The 21046-nt window shown below is 72.1% G+C and carries 19 protein-coding genes and 1 pseudogene; 9 read left to right on the top strand and 11 right to left on the bottom strand.

Annotated features, from left to right (window positions below):
- Positions 1–178 precede the first annotated feature (178 nt).
- The 5 genes from AB0J02_RS24115 to AB0J02_RS24095 all read left to right on the top strand — a co-directional run bounded on the left by AB0J02_RS24115 (position 179) and on the right by AB0J02_RS24095 (position 6003).
- Positions 179–757: a PadR family transcriptional regulator gene (locus tag AB0J02_RS24115; RefSeq protein WP_363195813.1), complete on the top strand. Its 579-nt coding sequence runs from the start codon at positions 179–181 to the stop codon at positions 755–757.
- Complete coding sequence (locus AB0J02_RS24110) at positions 754–2520, top strand: sulfatase (protein WP_363195812.1); 1767 nt, start codon at positions 754–756, stop codon at positions 2518–2520. Before AB0J02_RS24115 ends, AB0J02_RS24110 begins: the two co-directional genes overlap by 4 nt.
- Positions 2521–2630: 110 nt before the next feature.
- The gene (locus AB0J02_RS24105) at positions 2631–3977 is read left to right on the top strand and encodes an MFS transporter (protein ID WP_363195811.1); all 1347 of its coding nucleotides are present in this window, start codon (positions 2631–2633) and stop codon (positions 3975–3977) included.
- Between the two features lie 24 nt (positions 3978–4001).
- Positions 4002–4661 (top strand): alpha-ketoglutarate-dependent dioxygenase AlkB, encoded by a 660-nt coding sequence (locus AB0J02_RS24100; RefSeq protein ID WP_363195810.1) that lies wholly within the window; start codon positions 4002–4004, stop codon positions 4659–4661.
- A gap of 85 nt (positions 4662–4746) precedes the next feature.
- A complete protein-coding gene (locus AB0J02_RS24095) occupies positions 4747–6003 on the top strand; it encodes an ROK family protein (protein WP_363195809.1) in 1257 nt (418 codons plus the stop codon).
- A 4-nt stretch (positions 6004–6007) separates the two neighbouring features.
- Here the strand turns inward: AB0J02_RS24095 and AB0J02_RS24090 are convergent, their stop codons facing one another.
- From AB0J02_RS24090 to AB0J02_RS24065, 6 genes are all read right to left on the bottom strand, one after another.
- Entirely contained in the window at positions 6008–7201 is a 1194-nt protein-coding gene (locus tag AB0J02_RS24090; RefSeq protein WP_363195808.1) for an MFS transporter, read from the bottom strand.
- Between the two features lie 130 nt (positions 7202–7331).
- Positions 7332–7928, bottom strand: coding sequence for a TetR/AcrR family transcriptional regulator (locus AB0J02_RS24085; RefSeq protein WP_363195807.1), 597 nt, complete (start codon positions 7926–7928; stop codon positions 7332–7334).
- Between the two features lie 110 nt (positions 7929–8038).
- The gene (locus tag AB0J02_RS24080; RefSeq protein WP_363195806.1) at positions 8039–8950 is read right to left on the bottom strand and encodes a phosphotriesterase; all 912 of its coding nucleotides are present in this window, start codon (positions 8948–8950) and stop codon (positions 8039–8041) included.
- Positions 8947–9531, bottom strand: coding sequence for a DUF4865 family protein (locus tag AB0J02_RS24075; protein ID WP_363195805.1), 585 nt, complete (start codon positions 9529–9531; stop codon positions 8947–8949). Before AB0J02_RS24075 ends, AB0J02_RS24080 begins: the two co-directional genes overlap by 4 nt.
- Before the next feature lie 31 nt (positions 9532–9562).
- On the bottom strand, positions 9563–9964 hold the full coding sequence (locus tag AB0J02_RS24070; protein WP_363195804.1) for a cupin domain-containing protein: 402 nt from the start codon (positions 9962–9964) through the stop codon (positions 9563–9565).
- A gap of 10 nt (positions 9965–9974) precedes the next feature.
- On the bottom strand, positions 9975–10565 hold the full coding sequence (locus AB0J02_RS24065; protein WP_363195803.1) for a TetR/AcrR family transcriptional regulator: 591 nt from the start codon (positions 10563–10565) through the stop codon (positions 9975–9977).
- A 203-nt stretch (positions 10566–10768) separates the two neighbouring features.
- On the opposite strand from AB0J02_RS24065, the gene AB0J02_RS24060 reads away from it, so the two are divergent.
- Together AB0J02_RS24060 and AB0J02_RS24055 are read left to right on the top strand one after the other, a co-directional pair.
- Positions 10769–11074 (top strand): SHOCT domain-containing protein, encoded by a 306-nt coding sequence (locus tag AB0J02_RS24060; protein ID WP_363195874.1) that lies wholly within the window; start codon positions 10769–10771, stop codon positions 11072–11074.
- 19 nt (positions 11075–11093) lie between these two features.
- Positions 11094–12026: pseudogene (locus tag AB0J02_RS24055) on the top strand (ABC transporter permease); the annotation flags it as partial.
- Between the two features lie 27 nt (positions 12027–12053).
- Here the strand turns inward: AB0J02_RS24055 and AB0J02_RS24050 are convergent.
- Together AB0J02_RS24050 and AB0J02_RS24045 are read right to left on the bottom strand one after the other, a co-directional pair.
- Complete coding sequence (locus tag AB0J02_RS24050) at positions 12054–12563, bottom strand: ATP-binding protein (RefSeq protein ID WP_363195802.1); 510 nt, start codon at positions 12561–12563, stop codon at positions 12054–12056.
- A gap of 207 nt (positions 12564–12770) precedes the next feature.
- Positions 12771–13085 carry a hypothetical protein gene (locus AB0J02_RS24045; protein WP_363195801.1) on the bottom strand — a complete coding sequence of 105 codons (315 nt, stop codon included), beginning with the start codon at positions 13083–13085 and terminating at the stop codon, positions 12771–12773.
- 372 nt (positions 13086–13457) lie between these two features.
- Here AB0J02_RS24045 and AB0J02_RS24040 point away from each other — a divergent pair, with 372 nt between their 5' ends.
- Entirely contained in the window at positions 13458–14588 is a 1131-nt protein-coding gene (locus tag AB0J02_RS24040; RefSeq protein ID WP_363195873.1) for a PLP-dependent cysteine synthase family protein, read from the top strand.
- A gap of 30 nt (positions 14589–14618) precedes the next feature.
- Here the strand turns inward: AB0J02_RS24040 and AB0J02_RS24035 are convergent, their stop codons facing one another.
- Complete coding sequence (locus AB0J02_RS24035) at positions 14619–15107, bottom strand: SRPBCC family protein (RefSeq protein ID WP_363195800.1); 489 nt, start codon at positions 15105–15107, stop codon at positions 14619–14621.
- Between the two features lie 86 nt (positions 15108–15193).
- A complete protein-coding gene (locus tag AB0J02_RS24030) occupies positions 15194–16021 on the bottom strand; it encodes a DeoR/GlpR family DNA-binding transcription regulator (protein ID WP_363195799.1) in 828 nt (275 codons plus the stop codon).
- 220 nt (positions 16022–16241) lie between these two features.
- Here AB0J02_RS24030 and AB0J02_RS24025 point away from each other — a divergent pair, with 220 nt between their 5' ends.
- On the top strand, positions 16242–18644 hold the full coding sequence (locus tag AB0J02_RS24025; protein WP_363195798.1) for a hypothetical protein: 2403 nt from the start codon (positions 16242–16244) through the stop codon (positions 18642–18644).
- Here the strand turns inward: AB0J02_RS24025 and AB0J02_RS24020 are convergent.
- Positions 18614–21022, bottom strand: a complete 2409-nt coding sequence (locus tag AB0J02_RS24020; protein WP_363195797.1) for a right-handed parallel beta-helix repeat-containing protein — start codon at positions 21020–21022, stop codon at positions 18614–18616. The two genes, AB0J02_RS24025 and AB0J02_RS24020, sit on opposite strands and share 31 nt — an antisense overlap.
- Between the last annotated feature and the right edge of the window lie 24 nt (positions 21023–21046).

The raw sequence follows: 21046 nt of genomic DNA, 5'->3' as shown, positions 1-21046 counted from the left end.
CCGTCGTCGCACCGCTCCCGTTGTGTGCCCGGCAGTCGCGACTGCCGGGCACACGCGCGTTCGTGAACGCCCTGAGAACGCCTCGTCAAACCCCGGGCGGAACCATTGACGCCCCTCGGTTCCCGTCGATATGAATCTCTGCACATAGGTGAAGGTACACATAGAGAGGGGTGGCGTCATGAGGTTCGAGCACGTGCTGCTCGCTCTGCTGTCTTACCGCCCGAGAAGCGGCTACGACCTGCGCAAATGGCTGGAGACGGAAGGGCAGTTCGTCCGCTCGCGGGCCCACCACAGCCAGATCTACCGGCTGCTCGCGCGCATGGTCGCCGACGGCTGGGTGACGTACGAGGTCGATCCGCGGGAAGGGCGGCCCGACGCGAAGGTCTACCGGCTCACCCCGCAGGGCCGCGGCGTCCTCATGGAATGGGTGCACTCCCCGTACGACCCGCCCAGCCGCTTCCAGGACGTCGACTTCATGGCCCGGTTCCAGTTCGCCGCGTCCCTCGACACGGCGGCGGCGATCCGCCTGGTGGAGACCGAACTCGCCTACCGCCGCGCCCAGATCGCCAAGAACCGCCACCGCGACCGCACCCTCCGGTTCGAGGACGCGCTGCCCGAGATCGACCAGGCCTTCGCCCAGCGCATCGGCGACGAGATGCACGCGTACGGCGCCGCCTCCGTCGACCGGTGGGTGGAGTGGCTGGAACGCATGCTGGGCCTGCTCAACGACCGGCGCGAGAAGGGGACTTCACGATGAAGGCCATCATGGTCATGTTCGACAGCCTCAACCGGCGCATGCTCCCGCCGTACGGCGGCGACTGGACCCACGCACCGAACTTCGCCCGCCTCGCCGGGCACACCGTCACCTACGACAACGCGTACGCCGGATCGATGCCCTGCATGCCCGCGCGGCGTGAACTGCACACCGGGCGCCACAACTTCCTGCACCGCAGCTGGGGCCCGCTCGAACCCTTCGACGACTCCATGCCCGAACTCCTCAAGCAGAACGGCGTCCACACCCACCTCGTCAGCGACCACCCGCACTACTGGGAGGACGGCGGTGCCACCTACCACGGCCGCTACTCCACCTGGGAGTTCTTTCGCGGGCAGGAGGGCGACCCCTGGAAGGGGCAGGTCACCGACCCGGAGATGCCCGAGGACCTCAAGAAGGTGCGGCTCGGCGGGATCTACCGGCAGGACCGGGTGAACCGCGCGCACATGGCGACCGAGGACCGCCACCCGCAGACCCTCACCTTCGACGCCGGCCTGGAGTTCCTGCACACCAACGCGGACGCCGACCGGTGGTTCGTGCAGATCGAGACCTTCGACCCGCACGAGCCGTTCTTCAGCCACCAGAAGTACAAGGACCTGTATCCGCACGCATACGACGGCCCCCACTTCGACTGGCCCGACTACAAGCGTGTCGTCGAGACGGACGACCAAGTGGCGCACGCCCGCTACGAGTACGGCGCCCTGCTGTCCATGTGCGACCACTCGCTCGGCCGGGTGCTCGACACGATGGACGAACTCGGCCTGTGGGACGACACGTTGCTCATCGTCAACACCGACCACGGGCTGCTGCTCGGCGAGAAGGGCTGGTGGGGCAAGAGCGTCCAGCCCTGGTTCAACGAACTGGTCCATCTGCCGCTCTTCGTCTGGGACCCCCGGCGAGGAACCGCGGGGGAACGCCGTTCCGCCCTCGTGCAGACCGTCGACGTGGCACCGACACTCCTCGACTATTTCGGCGTCGCCACCCCGCCCGACATGCAGGGCGCGCCACTCCCCGTCGCCGACGACACCCCCGTACGCGCAGCAGGCCTGTTCGGCATCCACGGCGGACACGTCAACGTCACCGACGGACGGTACGTGTACATGCGCGCCCCGCTCACAGCCGCCAACTCCCCGCTCGAAGAACACACGTTGATGCCGACACACATGCGCGGCCGCTTCACCCCCGCCGAACTCACGGACCTCGAACTCGCCGAGCCGTTCGGCTTCACCAAGGGCGTCCGCACCCTGCGCGTGCCGGGCCGCTCCTTCTTCAACCCCTACCAACACGGCACGCTGCTCTACGACGTGGCCGCCGACCCCGAGCAGCGCAGTCCGCTCGTCGACGACGCCGTCGAGCTGCGCATGGCAGGGCTCCTGGTCGAACTGATGCGGGCGAACGAGGCCCCGCCGAGCCAGTACGAGCGGCTCGGGCTGCCCGCCGAAGGCCCCGTCACCGAGGACCACCTCCTCGTCCGGGCCCAGCGCGAACGGGCCGAGCGGACCGCGCTCCCGCTGCCGCGCCCCGAGGACTACCCCGAGGGCCGCTACTCGCTGCGCACCCCGCTTGCGGCCCTCATCTCCGACCCCGCGGCCGTCGAAGTGCTCCGCCGCCACCTGCCCGGCGTCGTCGACTCCGAACTCCTCCAACTCCTCGGCCCGACACCGCTGCTGGACGTCGCCGCGATGGCAGGCGGGCTCCTCCCGCCGCCCGGCCTGCACCTCGTAGCACAGGAACTCGCCACGCTCTGAGCGGCGCGCGAGTCCGCAGGAGAAAAGCCGGTGACAGGGCGGCCACCCCGTCACCGGCTCGAGCACCCTCCCCGTCCCCGACGTCTCACACGCAGAAAAGAGGTGGCGCGATGCCCGAGCTTATCGAGGGTCCCGCCGGAATGACCAAGAGCCCCCGCACGGCCGCGGCGCCGAAGCGGTGGGGGCAGATGTCGCTGCTCGGCGGCACCCTGCTCGTCGACAGCACCGAGGCGAGCCTGGTCGCCGGACTGTTCCCGCTGATCCGGCAGTCCCTCGGGGTCTCCCTCGGCGCACTGGGCACCCTCACCGCCGCGAGCAAGATCGTCGGCGTGGTCACCGGGCCGCTGTGGGTGATGGCCGCACAGCGCTTCTCCCGCAGATCCGTCCTCGTCGTCGCCACCGGACTGTGGGGCGTGTGGGGCATCGCCGCCGGCTTCGCCCAGACCTTCGGCCAACTCCTCGTCCTCTACACGATCCTCGCCGCCGGGTACGCCGCCGCCCACCCCCTCATCAACGAGATCATCGGCGACCTGTTCGGCGACGCCTCCCGAGGCCGCGCCGTCGGGGCCGTCTACGGCGCCGTCGCCCTCGCCGCATCGGTGCTCGCCCCGCTCACCGGCCAGCTCGCCCGCCTCGACGACGGCTGGCGCTGGGGGCTGTGGGGCATCGGCGCCTTCAACGTAACTCTCGGCCTCGCCCTGTGGCGCCGGCTGCGCGACCCGGGACACGGAGCGGCCGAACGCCAGCTCGCCGACCTCGACCCCGCCGCACGCGAGCGCGCACCGCGGCTCACCTGGGCCAGGGCCGTCGCCCTGCTGCGCATCCGCAGCCTCGCCCTCCTCCTGGTCTCCCGCCTCCTGTCCGGGCACCTGCTGATCTCGACATTCGGCATCGTGTACCTCGTGGACGTGTACGGCTTCCGCACGGAGACCGCCTCCGTGGTGCTGCTGCCGCAGGGCATGGGGTACTTCGCGGGCACCGTCCTCGGCGGCTGGGCGGCCGACCGCGCCGTGCGCCGCAGCCCGCGCCACGGCCTGGTCGCCGTCCTGCAGGGGGCCCAGTTCGCGTTCGCGGCCGTGGCGTTCCTCGGCACCCAGATCGGCTACGGCTCCATCGTCCCGTTCGCCGTGTTCTTCGGCCTGATGGGCCTTGCACAGGGGGTGAATCCGCCGGTCAACCGGCCCATGGTGATGGCCGTCGTGCCGCCGGAGCTGCGCGCCGCCGCCTTCGCGATCTACATCAACATCTTCGAGGCGGTCGCCTGGGCGGTCTTCGGCCTCGGCGCGGGCTTCCTCGGTGACCGGATCGGGCTGCGGCCCGTCTTCCTCTGGGTCCTGGTGATCCTCATGATCGTCAACGGCCTCTTCCTCACCACCCTGTACCGCACGTTCGCCACCGATGTCGCCCGCGTGCAAAGGGAGTTGGACCTGCGCCGGGAGGGCGCCGTGCGGGGCTGACGTCCAGGGCGCAGGATGGAGGGCATGACCGGACCCGGACTGTTCGCCCGCCCGCCCGAGGAGATCGCCCCCGGAGCCGTCCACGTCCCGGACTGGCTCGACCCGGCGCGCCAACGCGCGCTCGTCGAGTCGTGCCGGGACTGGGCGCGAGGGCCCGCGGGCCTGCGCGAGGTGCGGCTGCCCGGCGGCGGCCTGATGACGGTGCGGCAGTTCGGGCTCGGCTGGCACTGGTTCCCGTACGGGTACGCGCGTACCGCTGTCGACGGTGACGGGCAGCCGGTGAAGGCGATGCCGCCGGAGCTGGCCGCGCTCGGCCGGCGCGCGGTGAGCGCCGCGTACGGCGACCAGGCTCCACCGGAGGAGCCGGAGAAGTACGACATCGCGCTGGTCAACTACTACGACGCGGACGCCCACATGGGCCTGCACAAGGACCGTGACGAGAGATCGGCGGCGCCCGTGGTGTCGCTCAGCCTCGGCGACACGTGCGTCTTCCGGTTCGGGAACACCGAGACCCGGACGAAGCCCTACACGGACGTGGAGCTGCACAGCGGGGACCTCTTCGTGTTCGGCGGGCCGTCCCGGTTCGCGTACCACGGGGTGCCGCGCACCCTGCGCGGGACGGCGCCCCCGGAGCTGGGCCTGGAGGGGCGGCTCAACATCACGCTGCGGGTCAGCGGTCTGTGAGACGGCGTTCGCCGGCGTTCATCGACGGGCCGAGCGGCGTTCACCGGATACCATTCCTGACCGTGATCAGGGCGAGGAGTTACTGATGGGCGGCAGGCCGGCCTCCGGGAACGGGGGCCACACGGCGGGCGACGGGGCAGCGCGGGCACCACGCCTGGAGCGAGGCCGCGGCGCGCTCGGTCCGGCGCTCGAACTCGTCCACACCGGACGGGCGCCGACCCGCGCCGTCCTCACCGCCGAACTCGGCGTGACCCGCGCCACGGCGGGCGCCGTCGCGGCCGAACTCGAAGCGCTCGGCCTCATCCGGATCGACGCCAGGCCGAGCGCGGCGGCCGGTTCGCAGGGCCGCCCCTCGCACCGCCTCTCGGTCGCCGAGGACGGGCCGGTGGTGCTCGCCGCGCAGGTGCACGCCGACGGCTACCGCGCGGCCCTCGTCGGACTCGGCGGCCGCATCGTCGCCACGACCCCGGGCTGCGAGATCATCGACCCCGATCCGGCGGACGTGCTGCGCTCCGTCGTGGAGGCGGGCGTCCGGCTCCTTCAGACCACCGGGCGGCGCTGTGCCGGTGCGGGCCTCGCCGTGCCGTCCGCGGTCGCGGAACCCGAGGGCACCGCCCTCAACCCGCTGCACCTGGCCTGGCCCGCCGGGTCCCGGGTGCGGCAGATCTTCGCCGACTGCGTGCGCGAGGCCGCCCCGGGCATCCCCGCGTTCGCCGCGAACGACGTGAACCTCGCCGCGCTCGCCGAGCACCGGCACGGTGCCGGGCGCGGCGCCCGCGACCTGCTGTGCGTCGCCACCGGACACCGCGGCGTCGGCGGCGCCCTGGTCATCGACGGCCGTCTGCACACGGGCAGTTCGGGGCTCGCCCTGGAAGTCGGGCACCTCACCGTCAACCCCGAGGGCCGCCCCTGCCACTGCGGCAGCCGCGGCTGCCTGGACGTGGAGGCCGATCCGCTGGCCTTCCTCACCGCGGCCGGCCGTGCCCCGGACCCCGACGGTTCGCTCCTGGAACAGGCGCTCGGGCTGTTGCGCGAGGCCCGGGACGACCTCGGTGTGCGCGCGGCCGTCGAGACGCTCGTCGACCGGCTCGGACTCGGTCTCGCGGGCCTGGTCAACATCCTCAACCCGGACCGCATCATCCTCGGCGGACTGCACCGCGCTCTCCTCGACGCCGCCCCGGAGCGGCTGCGCGCCGTCGTGGCCGACCGCAGCCTGTGGGGGCGCAGCGGCGGCGTCCCCATCCTGGCGTGCACGCTCGACCACAACAGCCTTGTAGGGGCGGCCGAGTTGGCCTGGCAGCCCGTTCTCGACGATCCGCTGGCCGCGCTCGCGGAGGCCTGATCCGTCAGACGCGTGCGCCGACCGGGTCGGGCTCGCGTTCCCCGGACACGGCGGCCGCCCTCTTCCCGCGCTCCAGCAGATCCGGCACCAGGGTGGCGATGCCCGCGACGGCGAGCACCAGGCCGAGCCAGAGCGGCGCCCGCAGCCCGTACGCGTCGATGGCCACGCCACCCACCGAGGTCGCCACGATGATGCCGAGCGTGATGAACGACGTGTGCACGGAGGTGACGAGCGCGCCCGCGTTCGCCCTGCGCTGCACCCGCACCGCCATCGCCGGATTCATGGTGACGCCGACCAGCCCGATGCCCAGCATGCACAGCACGGCCGCGGCACTCAGCTGGGCGAACAGCGCGAAGCCCAGCAGGAACAGGGAGTTGAGGGCCAGGCCGGCGAGCAGCACGGTGAGGGTGTGCCGGTCCGCGAGCCGCCCGACGACCATGTTGCCGACGACGGTCGCCGCCCCGTACGCCACCAGCAGCAGCGGCACGGTGCCCGTGGTGAATCCGGAGATCCCGGTGAGGATCGGGTTGAGGTAGCTGAACGCGGCGAACGTCGCGCCGATCACCAGGGTGCTGGTGGACAGTGTCAGCCACAGCCGCGCGGAGCGGAACACCCGGAATTCGGCGCGGAGTTGCCCCGAGCCGCTGGTCCCGGGGATGTTCGGTACTCCGGCGAGCGTGGCCACGGCGGCGAGCACGGCCAGCGCCGACACGACCCAGAACGCGGCCCGCCAGCCGAGCCGGTCCCCGATGTACGTGGCCAGGGGCAGTCCCAGCAGGGTGCCCAGCATCAGCCCGTTGAGCGCCACGGACACGGCCCGGCCCCGCACCTCGGGCCGGGTCAGCTGCGCGCACAGGGACAGGGCCACACCGAAGAAGGCCTGCGAGGCGACACCGGTCACGAGGCGCGCGGCCAGCATCACGGCGTACGTCGACGCGGTCGCGGCCAGCACGTTGCCGGCGAGGAAGACGGCGAACAGGATGGCCAGGGCCCGCTTCTGCGGGACCTTGAGCAGGGCCACGGTGAGGAACGGGCCGCCGAACGCCATCGCTGCGGCGAACGCGGTGATCAGATAGCCGATTTGCGCGATCGTCGCGTGGAGCCCGTGCGCCATCTGCGGCATCAGGCCCGCGACGACGAACTCACTGGTCACCATCGCGAAGACGCCGAAAGCCAGGACGTAGACGGCACGTGGCATGAGGGTCCCTCCGGAGAACGTTGTGCTGGATGCACGTTTTGGATGGAGCAGTACAAAATTTGGTCATGCGTGAGCCGGGAGCCGGGTCGGGCGCCCGGCGGCGGTGCCCGGCGTCCGGTGGCGTACGGGGTCAGTGTGTGAGGGCGTCCAGGGCGATCCGGGCCGTGGACTCCAGGGTGGCCCGGTCGGCGCCGCCCTGGCCGGAGACGCGCATCCCGCCGATCACGGCGTTGAGGAAGCGCGCTAGTTCACCGGCGGAGCGGCGGGACGTGATGGTGCCGTCCCGCTGGCCTGCCGCGATGGCCGCCTCCATGGCGGCGAGCCGGCTGCTCAGATCCCGCTCGAGCAGTCCGGTCGTCTCCGGATCGCGGCCCGCCAGCTCCACGGTCGTGTTCACTGTGAGGCAGCCGCGGCTGCGTCCGTCCCTGCGGGTCCCGATCTCGATGTCGATGACCGTCGCGAACAGGTCGCGGATGCGGTCGAGCGGCTCCCGCTCCACGTTCTCCAGAAGGGTCACATGGTTCGCGCCGATGCTCTCCATGTAGCGGACCAGCGAGCGCGTGAACAGCTCGTGCTTGCTGGCGAACGTGTTGTAGATGCTGCTGCGACCCAGGCCGGTGGCGGTGCACAGGTCCTGCGTGGAAGTGGCCTCGTAGCCGTTCTCCCAGAAGGCGTGCATCGCCGCGTCCAGGGCCCGCTCCTCGTCGAACGTCCTCGGTCGGGCCATGGAGGAACCGTAGCTGTTTTGGATCGCTCAGTGCAATACCTCGGGAGGCGGCACGCGGCAGGACTCGCCCCGATGCCCGCGCCGGAGCGCGACCCCCACCGGCCGCGCCGTCACGCCCACTCGACCGCGAACGCCTCCGCGGGATTGCCCACGAGTACGCGCTCCACCGTGTCCTTGCCGAGGGCCTCCACCAGTCGCGGTCGCACCCGGCGCAGCAGATGGGGCATCCCGGGGCCGCCGCTCACCGACCGCGCCCCGGCGGTCGTCGTGTCGCCGCCCAGCAGCAGCCGGTCCGCGTACCCGGCCTCGGCGAGGGCCGCCATCGCGTCCGGCATGCGCCAGTCCGTCGCGTGGTTCGCCCGCGAGGGGCCGTCGAAGGCCAGGTAGGCGCCCGAGCGCGCCGCTTCCTTCTGCGTCACGAAGTCGGGGGAGCGGTTGAGATGCCCGAGGATCACCCGTCGTGCCGGTACCGCCAACTCCCCGCACAGCAGGTCCAGTACGTCGAGCGCGGCCGTGCCCAGCTCGTGGTGGACGGCGATCGGAGCCCCGGTCGCGTGGTGCGCCTCGGCGGCGGCCCGCATCGTCCACCGCGCGTGGGCGTCCAGGGCGTGGAACCCGCCGGCGACCTTGATCAGACCGGCCCGGACGCCACTGTCCGCGATGCCCACGGTGAGTTCGCGCACGAACACCTCGGCGAGATCGGTGGCACGGGATGCGAGCAACTCCGGTGCGTAGTGCGCGGATTGATGCATGCCGGTCGCGGCCACGACGCGTACCCCGGTAGCCGCCGCGAGCGCGGGCAGCTCCTCGGCCCGCCGCCCGAGCCCGTACGGCGTCCACTGCACGACGGTCCCGCCCCCGACGGCCGCGAACGCGGCCAGCTCCTGCCGGGCGAGGCCGGCATCGTCCAGCTCCTGCCCCACCAGCAACGGGCTGCGGAAGAAGAGGTGATCATGTGCGTCGACCACACCCAACTCGCCCGGCAGAACGTCCCCTTCGACGGTCCGCACGACGCCGCTCACCAGTGCCTCACGCGGGGCAGCAGGTCCCGCTCGGGCTGCGAGAGGTGCAGAACCTGGTAGATGTCGCCCGGCGCCTTGGGGGAGTCGTGGTCCCAGACGGAGAAGGTCAGCAGCTCCCAGGTGCGAGGGTCGACGGCGGCGGCCGCCAGCAACACGCCGTCCAACACGCCGAGTTGCTCGATCTCGTGAACCGACTGCGCGAGCACCTCCGAGAGTTCGGCATCCGGCTCGATCGGAGTGCGCCGTCGCACCGCTGTCCGCGCGGCAGTTGAGACCGCGGGCCCTTCCGCGTACGCCGCCCCCGCCCAGTGCTGGACCACGGGCCGCCCGAAGTCGGCCGAGAGGCCCTGGAACGCCGGACCCCACAGGAACGTGTTCATCCCCTCCGGGGTGCGCCACAGATACAGCGGCGCGTACGCGTTCACCGGCGAGCCGTCGACGCCCTTCTCCCGCATCAGGTACGCCTTGACCCCGAGCCCCTCGAACGCGTCCGTGAACGTGTGCCGGGTCGCCACCCGCTCACGGATGACGCCCATGTCGTAGTCGGCCGGGAACGTGATCTCGTACTGCATCACGTGCATGCTCGTGCCCTCCTCGAAGTGCGGGTACGCCTCAGAGCGCCGGGTGCGCCTCGTCGTCGCCGACGTGCGCGCCCCAGCAGACGGTCGTCCCGTCCGCCGCCGCCTCGACGGCCGCCAGATGCGTCATGAAGCTGCGCGGGCCGGCGCCGTGCCAGTGCCACTCGTCCGGCTCGATCCAGACGGTGTCGCCCGCCCGGATCACCTCCACGGCGCCACCCTCGCGCCGCACCCGGCCCTCGCCCTCCAGGACGTGCAGGACCTGGCCGTGCGGGTGGGTGTGCCACGCGGTGTGCGCGCCAGGGGCGAAATGGACGCTGAACATCCGCAGCCTGGAAGGGAGTTCGGGGGCCGCGACCTCGTCGAGCCAGACCGTGCCGGTGAAGTTCTCGGCCGGGCCCTGCCGCGTGTCGGGGCGGGTGCGCGTGATGTGCACGTTCGTGTCCTCAGTCGGCCGAAGGGGTGCGGGCGGGGGCGAGGAGCGCGAGCAGGCCGCGGGCGCCCGCTTCGAAGGCGTCCGTGTCACCGGAGGCGCGGGCCAGGACGTAGCCGCCCTGCACGGTCGCCACGATCGTCGCCGCGATGTCGCGCGGTACCAGATGTGGCCCGAACTCGCCGTTGTCGACGCCCTCTTGGACCACCTCGGCGAGCCGGGTCCTGACGTAGGCGATGGTCTCGTCCACGGGTGCCCGCAACTCCTCGCTCGTGATCACGTCCGGGTCCATCGTGAGCCGGCCGACAGGGCAGCCGCGCAGCACGTCGCGCTCCCGCAGCAGATACGCCTCGATCCGTTCGTACGCCGTCCCTCCGGCGGCGAGCAGCCGGTCGACCGTGGCCCGCAGCTCCTCGCCGGTGCGCCGGATCGCGGCGAGCGCGAGGTCCTGCTTGCCGGTGAAGTGGTGGTACATGCTGCCCTGGCCGACGCCCGCGCGCTGCAGGATCGCCTTCGGGCTGGTGCCGACGTATCCGCGCTCCCACAGGAGGTCCCGGGTGGTGTCGATCAGTCGCTCCTGAGTGCTCATGAGCACACCGTACATACTAGTAGTTACAGTTGGCAAGGCAGCTTTGAGAGGCCGATGGCCAGAGGGCGGGGAGGGGCCGGGAGCAGGGCCGTACCCCTCCCCGTACTCCCACGGTGGTACGCGTGGTGCCGCTGGCCGTACGACGACGGCGACCCCCTGCCGGCGCGACGCTCGACTCATCACCCACAGCACCGCGACCCCTTCGGGAGATGAGTCAGATGCAGACCCTCGCGCACTTCGGCGGCGACGGCCCCGGCCCGTGGATGCTTCTCTTTCCGCTGGTCTGGGCGGCCGTCGCGATCGGCGTCGTCACCCTGCTGCGCCGCACCGCCGGACGCGGCCGGCGTGGACCGTGGCGGGCCGGGCCGCGGATCGACGAGCACTCGCCGATCGCCGTGCTCGGCCGCCGGTTCGCCGCCGGTGAGATCGACGAGGACGAGTACTGGCGCCGACTGACCGTCCTGAACGAGGAGTTCGGGCACTACGCCACCGGCGACGCCAGGGCCAAGGGCGGTGCGTCATGACCACCACGACGCTCACCGGGGCGGCAGCGGCCTCAGCCCGCGGCTCGCCCCGGCCCTCGCCGAGCGTCCCGAGGTGGCCACGGCCGTCGGACTCGGCAAGGGCGTCGCGGACATCGACGGAAAGGGCCGCGCCCTCACCGTCACCGACCCGGCCGCCCTCGCCGAGGCCTTCGACCTCGGCACGGTCCAGGGCTCGATGGACGACCTGGGCACGGACGGCATCGCCCTCACCCGCACCGAGGCGGACCAGCGGCACCTCCGGGTCGGCGACACGGCCCGGCTCACCTTCACCGACGGCAAGCGGGAACCCTTCACCGTCCGCGCCGTCTACGGCCGCTCCGAACTCGCGGGCGACTACGTCATCACCCGTGCGGCCTGGACGCCGCACCGCACCCAGGACGCGGACACCCTGATCTCGGTGACGTTCAAGGACGGCGTCGGCAGGGCGGACGGCACAGCCGCCGTCGAGAAGGTCGCGTCCGGCTACGGGAATCCGGAGGTGCAGACCCGCCAGGAGTACGCGCAGTCCTCGGCGGGCGGCATCGACATGATGCTCACCCTCGTCTACGCGCTGCTCGCCCTGGCTGTCCTCATCGCGCTGCTCGGCATCGCCAACACGCTCGCCCTCGCCGTCCACGAACGCACCCGGGAACTGGGCCTCCTGCGGGCCGTCGGCCAGACCCGGGCCCAGCTGCGCGCCATGGTCCGATGGGAGTCGGTCCTGGTCGCCGCGTCCGGTACGGCCGGCGGGCTCGTGCTCGGCGGATTCCTCGGCTGGGTCCTGGTCGAGGCCTCCGACGGGGCGAGCGACAGCGCGTTCGCGTTCGCGCTGCCGCCCGTACGACTGCTCGTCGTCGCCCTGGTCGGGCTCGTGGCCGGCGCCCTGGCGGGTCTGTGGCCGGCGAGCCGGGCGGCCCGCCTGGACGTGCTCCGCGCGATCGCCACGGAGTGACGTGCGGGTGCGGTCGTCACCGCCCGGTCAGCCTGCGACGGCCGACCGGGCGGGAGCGGGTTCCGACATGTGGTGCTCGGCCGCGTCGGCACACAGCGTGGCCGCCGGTCCGTACACCGGCTGCGGCGCGGCCACCGCGGGGGGCGGGGCGGGCAGGGTGAACCAGACGGCCTTGCCGCCTTCGCCGTGCGGACGCACCCCCCAGCTCTCGCTGACCGCGGCGACCATCGCGAGGCCCCGACCGCAGGTCGAGAGCGAATCCGCGTCGCGCAGCACGGGAAGCCGTGGATCGTGGTCGTGCACCGAAAGCGTGAGCAGGTCCCTGCGCAGCTCGATCTCCACGGTGCACATCTTGTCCGGCTCGGCGTGCCGGTGGACGTTGGTCAGCAGCTCGGTGACACCGAGCGCCGCGAGTTCTATCAACGGATCGAGATGCCAGTAGCGCAACTGCGCCGATACGATTCTGCGGACCTGTCCGATCCGCGACGGCAGGGCCTGGAGCTCCACCGTGCAATGCCTGCTCGGCTGGCTGATCACGGCTGCGACTCCCCGAATGAGGTCCGGAAGAAGACGAGAACGGATCGAGCGGAGCGATCGAGCTGTGACAGGACCGCCCGCTACTTTTGTCCGGCGGGCTGGTTCGCAGCGTCATCGCCGGTGCACCCTGAGTAGTGATGTGTGACCAGAGTGGCCCAGGGGATGCAGGCGTGCAACTTCAAAGGCTGTTCCCCGGTGCTGTGAAGGTCAGGTGGTGCGCGCCGCGGCGCTGCGCACGGCCTCGATGAACCGGCGGGCCGTAGGAGGTCCGGCGTCCGCGCTCTGACCGCCGAGGCGCAGCAGATACCGCCTGCCGTCGACCTCCGCCGTGGCCCGGTCGTCGGAGCCGAACCAGGGTTTGCCCGCACGGACTTCACGCAGAGGGGCGCTGTCGATCTCGCTGCCGTAGCTCGTCAGCAGTTCGAGCCTGCCGCCCGTGATCCGGATCTGCCCGGCCCGGGTCAGCGAGCGCAGCCGCCGCCCGATCCGTACGCCCGTCGCCGTGAACTCCGGCTCCGCCATGCTGTCTCGCCCCCTTGAATGCCTTCTGCGGTGCAGTCTGCACGCACCTGGCCAGGAGCACCAGTACGCATGTGGACGTGCTGTGAAGCAGCAGGCGCGTCCGGAATATGCCATCCCCGCGCCTCGGTGCTCCCGCACTCCGCCAGGCTAGCCTTTGAGCCGCCCAAAGGTGTGTTTATGCAGGTGAGAAGCGTGCGGAAGGTGTCTATGATCGAGACGTCCGGTCGCCTCCGACCGGATCCGCACCGGTTCGCTCGGCACCCGTTTCGTGAGGTCTCGCCCGGGCCGACACCCGGAACGACACGAAGGAGCCGCGCGGTGAGCACGACGCAGCAGGGCCGTCCCACGGGCGACGGCACGGCCGGTGAGCCGATGCCGACGCTCGATGTCGACCACACGGATTCCGTATACCGAACGTGGCTGAAAGAGGCCGTCCGAAAGGTCCAGGCCGATGGCAACCGTTCGGCCGACACCCACCTGCTGCGCTTCCCGCTCCCCGAGCCCTGGGGCATCGACCTCTATCTGAAGGACGAGTCGACCCACCCCACCGGCAGCCTCAAGCACCGCCTCGCGCGCTCCCTCTTCCTCTACGGGCTCTGCAACGGCTGGATCCGGCCGGACCGCCCCGTCATCGAGGCGTCGAGCGGCTCGACGGCGGTCTCGGAGGCGTACTTCGCGAAGCTGATCGGCGTACCGTTCATCGCGGTGATGCCGCGTACGACGAGCGCCGAGAAATGTCGGTTGATCGAGTTCCACGGCGGGCGGTGCCACTTCGTCGACGACTCCAGGACGATGTACGAGGAGTCGGCGGCCCTCGCCGCGCGCACCGGCGGGCACTACATGGACCAGTTCACGTACGCGGAGCGGGCGACGGACTGGCGCGGCAACAACAACATCGCCGAGTCGATCTACCGGCAGATGGAGATGGAGCGCTACCCCTGCCCCACCTGGATCGTGGCGACGGCCGGGACCGGCGGCACGTCGGCGACCCTCGCCCGGTACGTGCACTACATGCAGCACGACACCCGCGTCTGTGTCGCCGACCCGGAGAACTCGTGCTTCTTCGAAGGCTGGACGACGGACAATCCCGACGCCACCAGCGACTGCGGCTCCCGGATCGAGGGGATCGGCCGGCCCCGGATGGAGCCGAGCTTCGTGCCCGGCGCCATCGACCGGATGATGAAGGTGCCCGACGCGGCGAGCATCGCCGCCGTCCGCGCCCTGGAGCGGGCCATCGGCCGCAAGGCCGGCGGGTCGACGGGCACGGGCCTGTGGAGCGCGCTCAAGATCGTCGCGGAGATGGTGGCGCAGGGCCGCAAGGGCAGTGTGGTCACGCTGCTCTGCGACCCGGGGGACCGGTACCTCGACAAGTACTACTCGGACGAGTGGCTGGAGCGACAGGGCCTGGATATCGGCCCGTACACGCGGACGATCGAGCAGCTGCTGGTGACAGGGGCGTGGCCTGTTTCGACGTCCGGCTCCTCAAGCCCCTCCGGCGATTGAGATGCGGGGCCCGTCCCTGACACCGCGACCTCAACTCCCCGCGCGGGGCGCCGAAGCCAGCCGGTGATCAAGTGCCCGCACCGCGTCCCGGAAAGCCCGCCCGAGCCCGGCCCGCCCCACCTTCAGCCCCAGCCGGAACGGCGCGACGCCGTCCGCCGCGAACGTCCACTGCACCCGCGTCCCGCCGGGCACGGCCACGATCCGCCACTCCTCCAACAGGGCCCGGATTCCAGGGGCGTTGGTCTGGTCGACCCGGTACGCGTACAGCGCGCCGGGCTCGGCGGCGACGATCGTCTCCAGGAACCGCGTCCCACCCTTGAGCCGGATCTCCCGCCGTGTGTTGTCGTCCAGCGGCCGCGCCAGCGTCACCGCCGAGAACCACTGCGGCCACCCGGCCACGTCCTCGGCGAGCGCCCGGTACACCGCGTCCGGTGAGGCCGACACCTCGCGGGCGAACACGAGGCGGAGCGGAGCGATCTCGACGAAGTCGAGGCCGACGGGCAGAAGACGGCGTGCCACGAACGAGTCGCCCCCAAGCAGAACGCCCCAACGGGCAAGCGGACCAGGCTGGTTGACCGAGCACTGTCACCATAGCTGGCGACCCGTCAGATGTCTGTACCGGTATCCGGCTCGCCGGCGACGACGAGCCGCACGTGCTCGGAGACCTCGGCGCGCGCCTCGACCGGCAGCCCCGCGTCCGTCACCAGGGTGTCCACCTGGCCGAGGGAGGCGAACGAACTCAGGCCCACCGTCCCCCACTTGGTGTGGTCGGCCACGACCACCACGCGCCGCGCGGACTGCACGAGCCGCCGGTTCGTCTCCGCCTCCGCCAGGTTCGGCGTGGAGAGCCCGGCCTCCGGGCTTATGCCGTGCACCCCGAGGAACAGCACGTCGAAGTGGAGCGCCGCGATGGCCTGGTCGGCGACGGGGCCCACCAGCGAATCGGACGGCGTACGCACACCGCCGGTCAGGACCACGGTGGCCGCACCCGGCCGGGTACCCGAACTGCGCTGCGCCGCGTGGAACACATCGGCCACCCGCACCGAGTTGGTGACCACCGTCAGGTCCGGCACGTCGAGCAGCTGCTGCGCCAGCGCGTACGTCGTCGTCCCCCCGGACAGGGCGATCGCCGAGCCGGGCGCGGCCAGCGTCGCCGCGGCGCGGGCGATGTCCTCCTTGGCGGTCAGCTCCAGGCCCGACTTCGCCTCGAAGCCCGGCTCGTGCGTGCTCGCCTCGACGACCGGTACGGCGCCGCCGTGCACCTTCTCCAGGACGCCCTGGCGGGCCAGCGCGTCGAGGTCGCGGCGGACCGTCATGTCGGAGACGCCGAGCTTCCTGGTCAACTCGTTGACCCGGACGCCGCCGCGGCGGCGGACCTCGTCGAGAATCAGGGCGCGGCGCTGCTCTGCGAGGAGGTTCTGATTCTCGCTCACGTCCCGTCGGATCCCTTCGCCCGGTCACGCCTGTCACACATCTGCCCTGCCGCGTCATCCTCGCACGCGCCACCGACAGCCGTCCCACCGCCCGCGCGGGTGCTACCGGCGCGACCTGCGCATCGGTGCCACAACGATCGGGGAGATTCAGTGACGAGGGATGCGCATGCGAGCCCTGAGCCGGGATTCTGGTAGTGGTCAGGAACGGGGGACACACATCATGGCGCGTGAGAACCACGAGATCCACGAGAAGCACGGGCACCACGAGACGCCGGCGGCCGACGAGACCGCCCTGGAACTGCTCGTCCACGGCGTCGGGGGCACCACACCCCAGGAGATGCTCGACGACCCGCGCACGGTCCGGGTGTCGGGTGACGAGACCGCGGCGGTCTTCCGCCGCGTCGAGGACGTGGACGCGGAGAGCCGGCCGGAGGACTACCGCGGCAAACCCGTCCCCGAGGCCTACGTGTGGTGCAACCTCACCTCGGGCAACGGATCACGGGCCCTGTGGCTGTTGCTGTTGCCCTTCATGGTCGTCAACCTCGCCCACTGGATGCGCCCCAACGCCCGCCGCAGATCCGGCGCCGTACGCCTCTACGGCCTGCTCGTCCGCCTGGCCGGCCTCAGCCTCACCGTCCTCTTCGTAGCCGCGGCCTGCGAGGTCGCGCTCGACCTGACGGCGTGGCAGTGCGCGGGCACCCCGGCGTGCGGCGCGCAGCGGGCATGGCTGGGCTTCCTCTCCGTGGACGCCCACGGCGACGGCGGCTGGTGGAGCCAGCCCGGCCGCCGCCTCGCCCTCGCCGCGCTCGTGCCCGCCGCCCTGACGGCCCTGCTCTGGTACCTCTCGCACCGCACGTGGAGCGCCTACGAGTCCCAACTCCCGCTGTCGCACCAGCCCGAGCCCGACGACGGCGACGGAAGCACCGCCCTCGGCAAGCCCGGCTTCTGGTACGGGCGCCGCCTGGTCGCCCGGCTGCGCGCCGCGCACACCGCGGCGGGCCTGCTCACCGTCGCCGCGGCCGTCGGCACGTCCGCCGCCCGGCACGACCGGGCACCCGGCGGCCCCGCGCTCCTCGACGTCCTGGGATGGGTCTTCGTCGGATCCCTGCTCGCGGGGGCACTCGCCGTCATCGGCGTCGTCGTCCACCGCGGCCGCAGCGAGAACACGGTCGACGTCCGCCTGGACCGCGTGCTCGTCCGCGCCCTGCCGTACGGCGCACTCGCCCTCCTCGCGCTGAGCATGCTGTACGCGGGCTGGTCCCGCCCCGAATGGCGCTCGTCGGGCCGGCTGCCGGGGGACGCGACGTTCGGCGGCATCGCCCTCGTGGAGGGCGCCCTGGTGGTGGCCCTCGCCGTCGTCGCGAAGGTCATCTACCGCAGGGCCCGCGACCGCCGTACCGCCCTGCGCGGCCTCGGCGGACCCGCCACCGCGATGCTCGCCTGCGCTCTCGGCGGCGTGATGACCGGCGGCGTAGCGCAACGCGTCGCGGACTGGCTCGACGGCACCAGCGGCCTCATCGAGGGCCCGCCGGTCCTGCTCTCCTGGCAGGCGTCCGTGATCCCGCCCCTGCTGCTCGTCCTCGCCGTCCTGTGCGCCGGGCTCGCCCTGCGCACCGCACGCGTCAAGAAGCGGGAGAAGGCCCGGATCCCGCTGGAATACCACCTCGACGGCCGCCTCGACGAGAGCAGCGAGCCCTCGGACGAGGCCCGCACCGACCGTATCGCGGGCACCCGCGCGCGTGCCGCCCTCACCGACCGGGCCCCCCTGATCATCGGCGTCGTCTCCTCGGTGACACTGCTGCTCGGCGTCCTCGCCGTGGCCGGCGCCTGGTCCACCGGCGAGGTGCCGGGGGCCGCGGCCGAGGGCACGTACTCCGTCGTCGAAGGCGCGGCGGACACCGCGCAGGCGCTCGGGTCCTGGCTGATCGGCGTCGGCTTCATACTCTTCGTCACCTGGGGGAGGCGTGCCTACAAGGACCCCTCCGCGCGGCGCACCATCGGCATCCTCTGGGACGTGGGCACCTTCTGGCCGCGTGCCGCGCACCCCTTCGCGCCCCCCTGCTACGCCGAGCGCGCCGTGCCCGACCTGACCTGGCGCATGGCCACATGGACGCGCGCCACGGGCGGCCGCCTGGTCCTGTCCGGCCACTCGCAGGGCAGCGTCCTCGCCGCCGCGGCCGCCTGGCAACTGCACCCTTCAGTAAGGAAGCGCGTCGGACTGCTCACCTACGGGTCACCCCTTGAGCGCCTGTACGGACGATGGTTCCCCGCGCACTTCGGACCCGCCGCCCTGTCGTCCCTGCACCGGCAGGTCGACTGCTGGCGCAATCTGTACCGCAGGACCGACCCCATCGGCGGCCCGATCAACCTGTCCGGCGAATGCGGCCCCCAGGTCGACCACCCGGCGCTGCTCGACCCGCTCGCCTACGGCCGCACCGAGCAGCACCCGCTGCCCGCACCGATCCTGGGCCACGGCGACTACCAGGCCGACCCGGTCTTCGCGGAGGAACGGGAGCGCTTGCTCGCCCGGCTCAAGCCGGGCGTCCCGCAGCCGCGGCCCGAGGGCGAGCCACAGGAGCCCCTGGGCGCGCCTCAGGGCAGCTCGGGCAGATCGTCCGGGTAGAGGAGCGTCAGCTCGTCCGTGCTCGGCTCGTCGACCTGCGCGACCCGCCCCGCGTGCCGCTCCACCATCGACTCGAACGTCTGGCGCGCGGTGCGGCCGTTGCCGAACGCCGGCCCCTTCGGGAGCGCCGTGAAGTACTTGAGCAGTGCTTCCGGTGTCCCGGAGGCGAGCCGGTACTCGTGCTCGTCGGCCTGCTGCTCCACGATGTGCAGCAGCTCATCGGGAACGTAGTCGGAGAAGGTGATGGTCCGTGAGAAGCGGGACGCCACACCGGGGTTGACCGACAGGAACCGTTCCATCTCCGCGGTGTAGCCCGCGACGATGACGACGACGGAGTCCCGCTGGTCCTCCATCAGCTTCACGAGCGTGTCGATCGCCTCGCGGCCGAAGTCGCGTCCGGAGTCCTCGGGGGAGAGGGCGTACGCCTCGTCGATGAACAGGACGCCTCCATGGGCCCGTTGAAAGGCTTCCTGGGTGCGGATCGCGGTCGATCCGATGTGCTCGCCGACCAGGTCGACGCGGGACACCTCGACGAGGTGCCCCTGCTCCAGGACGCCGAGCCCCGCCAGGATCTCGCCGTACAGACGCGCCACCGTCGTCTTGCCGGTACCGGGGGAGCCCGTGAACACCAGGTGCCGCCGCACGGACGCCGCCTTGAGGCCGGCCTGCTGGCGTCTGCGCCCCACCTCGATCATGTCGGTGAGGGCCCGCACCTCCCGCTTGACGCTCTCCAGGCCCACCAGGGCGTCGAGTTCACCCAGCACGTCCGTCGACGTACGCGCGGGCTTCGTCGCCTCCGGGGGCGCGGCGGCGGGCCGCGGGTCGGGCACGGCGCCGAGCAGCCCGACCGTCTGGGTGGCGGTCTGCGGGACCGGTATCGGAGCGGTCGTAGCGCCTCCGGGGCGGACGCCGCCGCTCTCGTCGCTGGTGCACTCCTCCACGACCGGGCCGTCCTCGGCGAACTCGTAACCACCGCGGGAACACCGTTCCGTACGGCACTTCTTCAGGGTCGTGCGGCAGCCGTCGATGATGTGGAAGCCGTACCCGCCGCTGCCGGTCACGCGGCAGCCTGTGAGGCTGCCCCGGCCGCCCGCGGACACGTAGAAGCCCGCTTCCGCGGGGGACGTGACCGTGCAGCGCTCGATCGTGGGGTCCGCGCCCTTGGTGACGATGACGCCCGTCTGCACCGCGTCCACCGTGCAGTTGGCGAGGGTGCCGCCGCTGCCGTGGTCGCGGAACCAGGCGCCGGTCGCGGCCTCGCGGATGCGGCAGTCGTCCAGTTGCGCGCTCGCCCCGTCGCTCACCGACACGGCGGTGTTGCGCACCTGGGACAGGTCGCTGTCGACGACGTCGACGCGCGAGCCGCGGTCGAGCACGAACAGCGCGTCCGGCACGTCGTGCACCCGGCACGCGTCGAGCACGGCGGTCGCGCCGTCGCTCACCCACACCGCCGGGTAGTCGCCCGTGCTGTCGTGGATCTCGCACTGATTGGCGTCCACGCGCGTGCCCGGGTCCCACACCGACAGACCGTTGCGCCCGAACCGGCGCACCGTGGACCTCGTGAGCGTGAGCACGGACCGGGACCGCAGGTCGATCGCGTTCTCCGGGATGTCGTGGATGCGGCAGTCCGCCAGCGTGAGCACCGCGTCCGTGTCGAGCGTGACGCCGTCGGCCGTCGTGCGGTGCACGTCGCAGTCGGTGAGATGCGCCGCGGCCCGCCCGGTGATGTGCACGCCCGAGCCCTTGACCTCGTACACCTCGCAGCCCACGGCCTCCAGGCCGCTGTGCTCGCCGGTCACGGAGAGTCCCGCACCGGACGTGTGGTGCACCCGGCAGCGCTCCAGGCGCGGGTGCGCGCCGCCGCGTACGGCGATCCCGGCCTGCCCGGCGGCGACGACCTCGCACTCCTCGAACACGCCGCCCCCGCCGTCCAGGACGGCGATGCCGATGCCCGCGGGATTGTCGACGGTGCAGCGCCGCACGGTCGGCCGGGCGCCGCCGCGCACCTCGATCCCGGACGCGGAGCGGGTGACGACGCGTATGTCGACGAGTTCGGGGGCGCCCTCCTCGACGAGCAGCGCGGGCGCCGCCGCGTCCTGCCCCTCGATGTGCAGGCCCTGCACCGTCGCCGAGGCCCGCACGGTCAGCGGCACCCCGTCGACGGGGGCGATGCGCACCGACCCGGGGGAGCCCTCGGGGCCGCGCAGGGTCACCGAGCGCTGAACGACGAGGTTCTCTCTGTAGGTGCCCGGCGCGAGGGTCAGCACGTCCCCGTCGCCGGCTGCCTCCAGGGCGGCGGCCAGCGACGCGTACTCACCTGTGCGGCGCCGCCACCGCGATGTGCCGGTGTGTGTCACCTGGACCGTGCCCTGTGCCATGGCGCTGATCTGCCCCCACCTCGT

Source organism: Streptomyces sp. NPDC050264, assembly GCF_040655895.1.
Lineage (GTDB): Bacteria > Actinomycetota > Actinomycetes > Streptomycetales > Streptomycetaceae > Streptomyces.
This window is presented reverse-complemented; position numbering and strand designations above follow the sequence as displayed.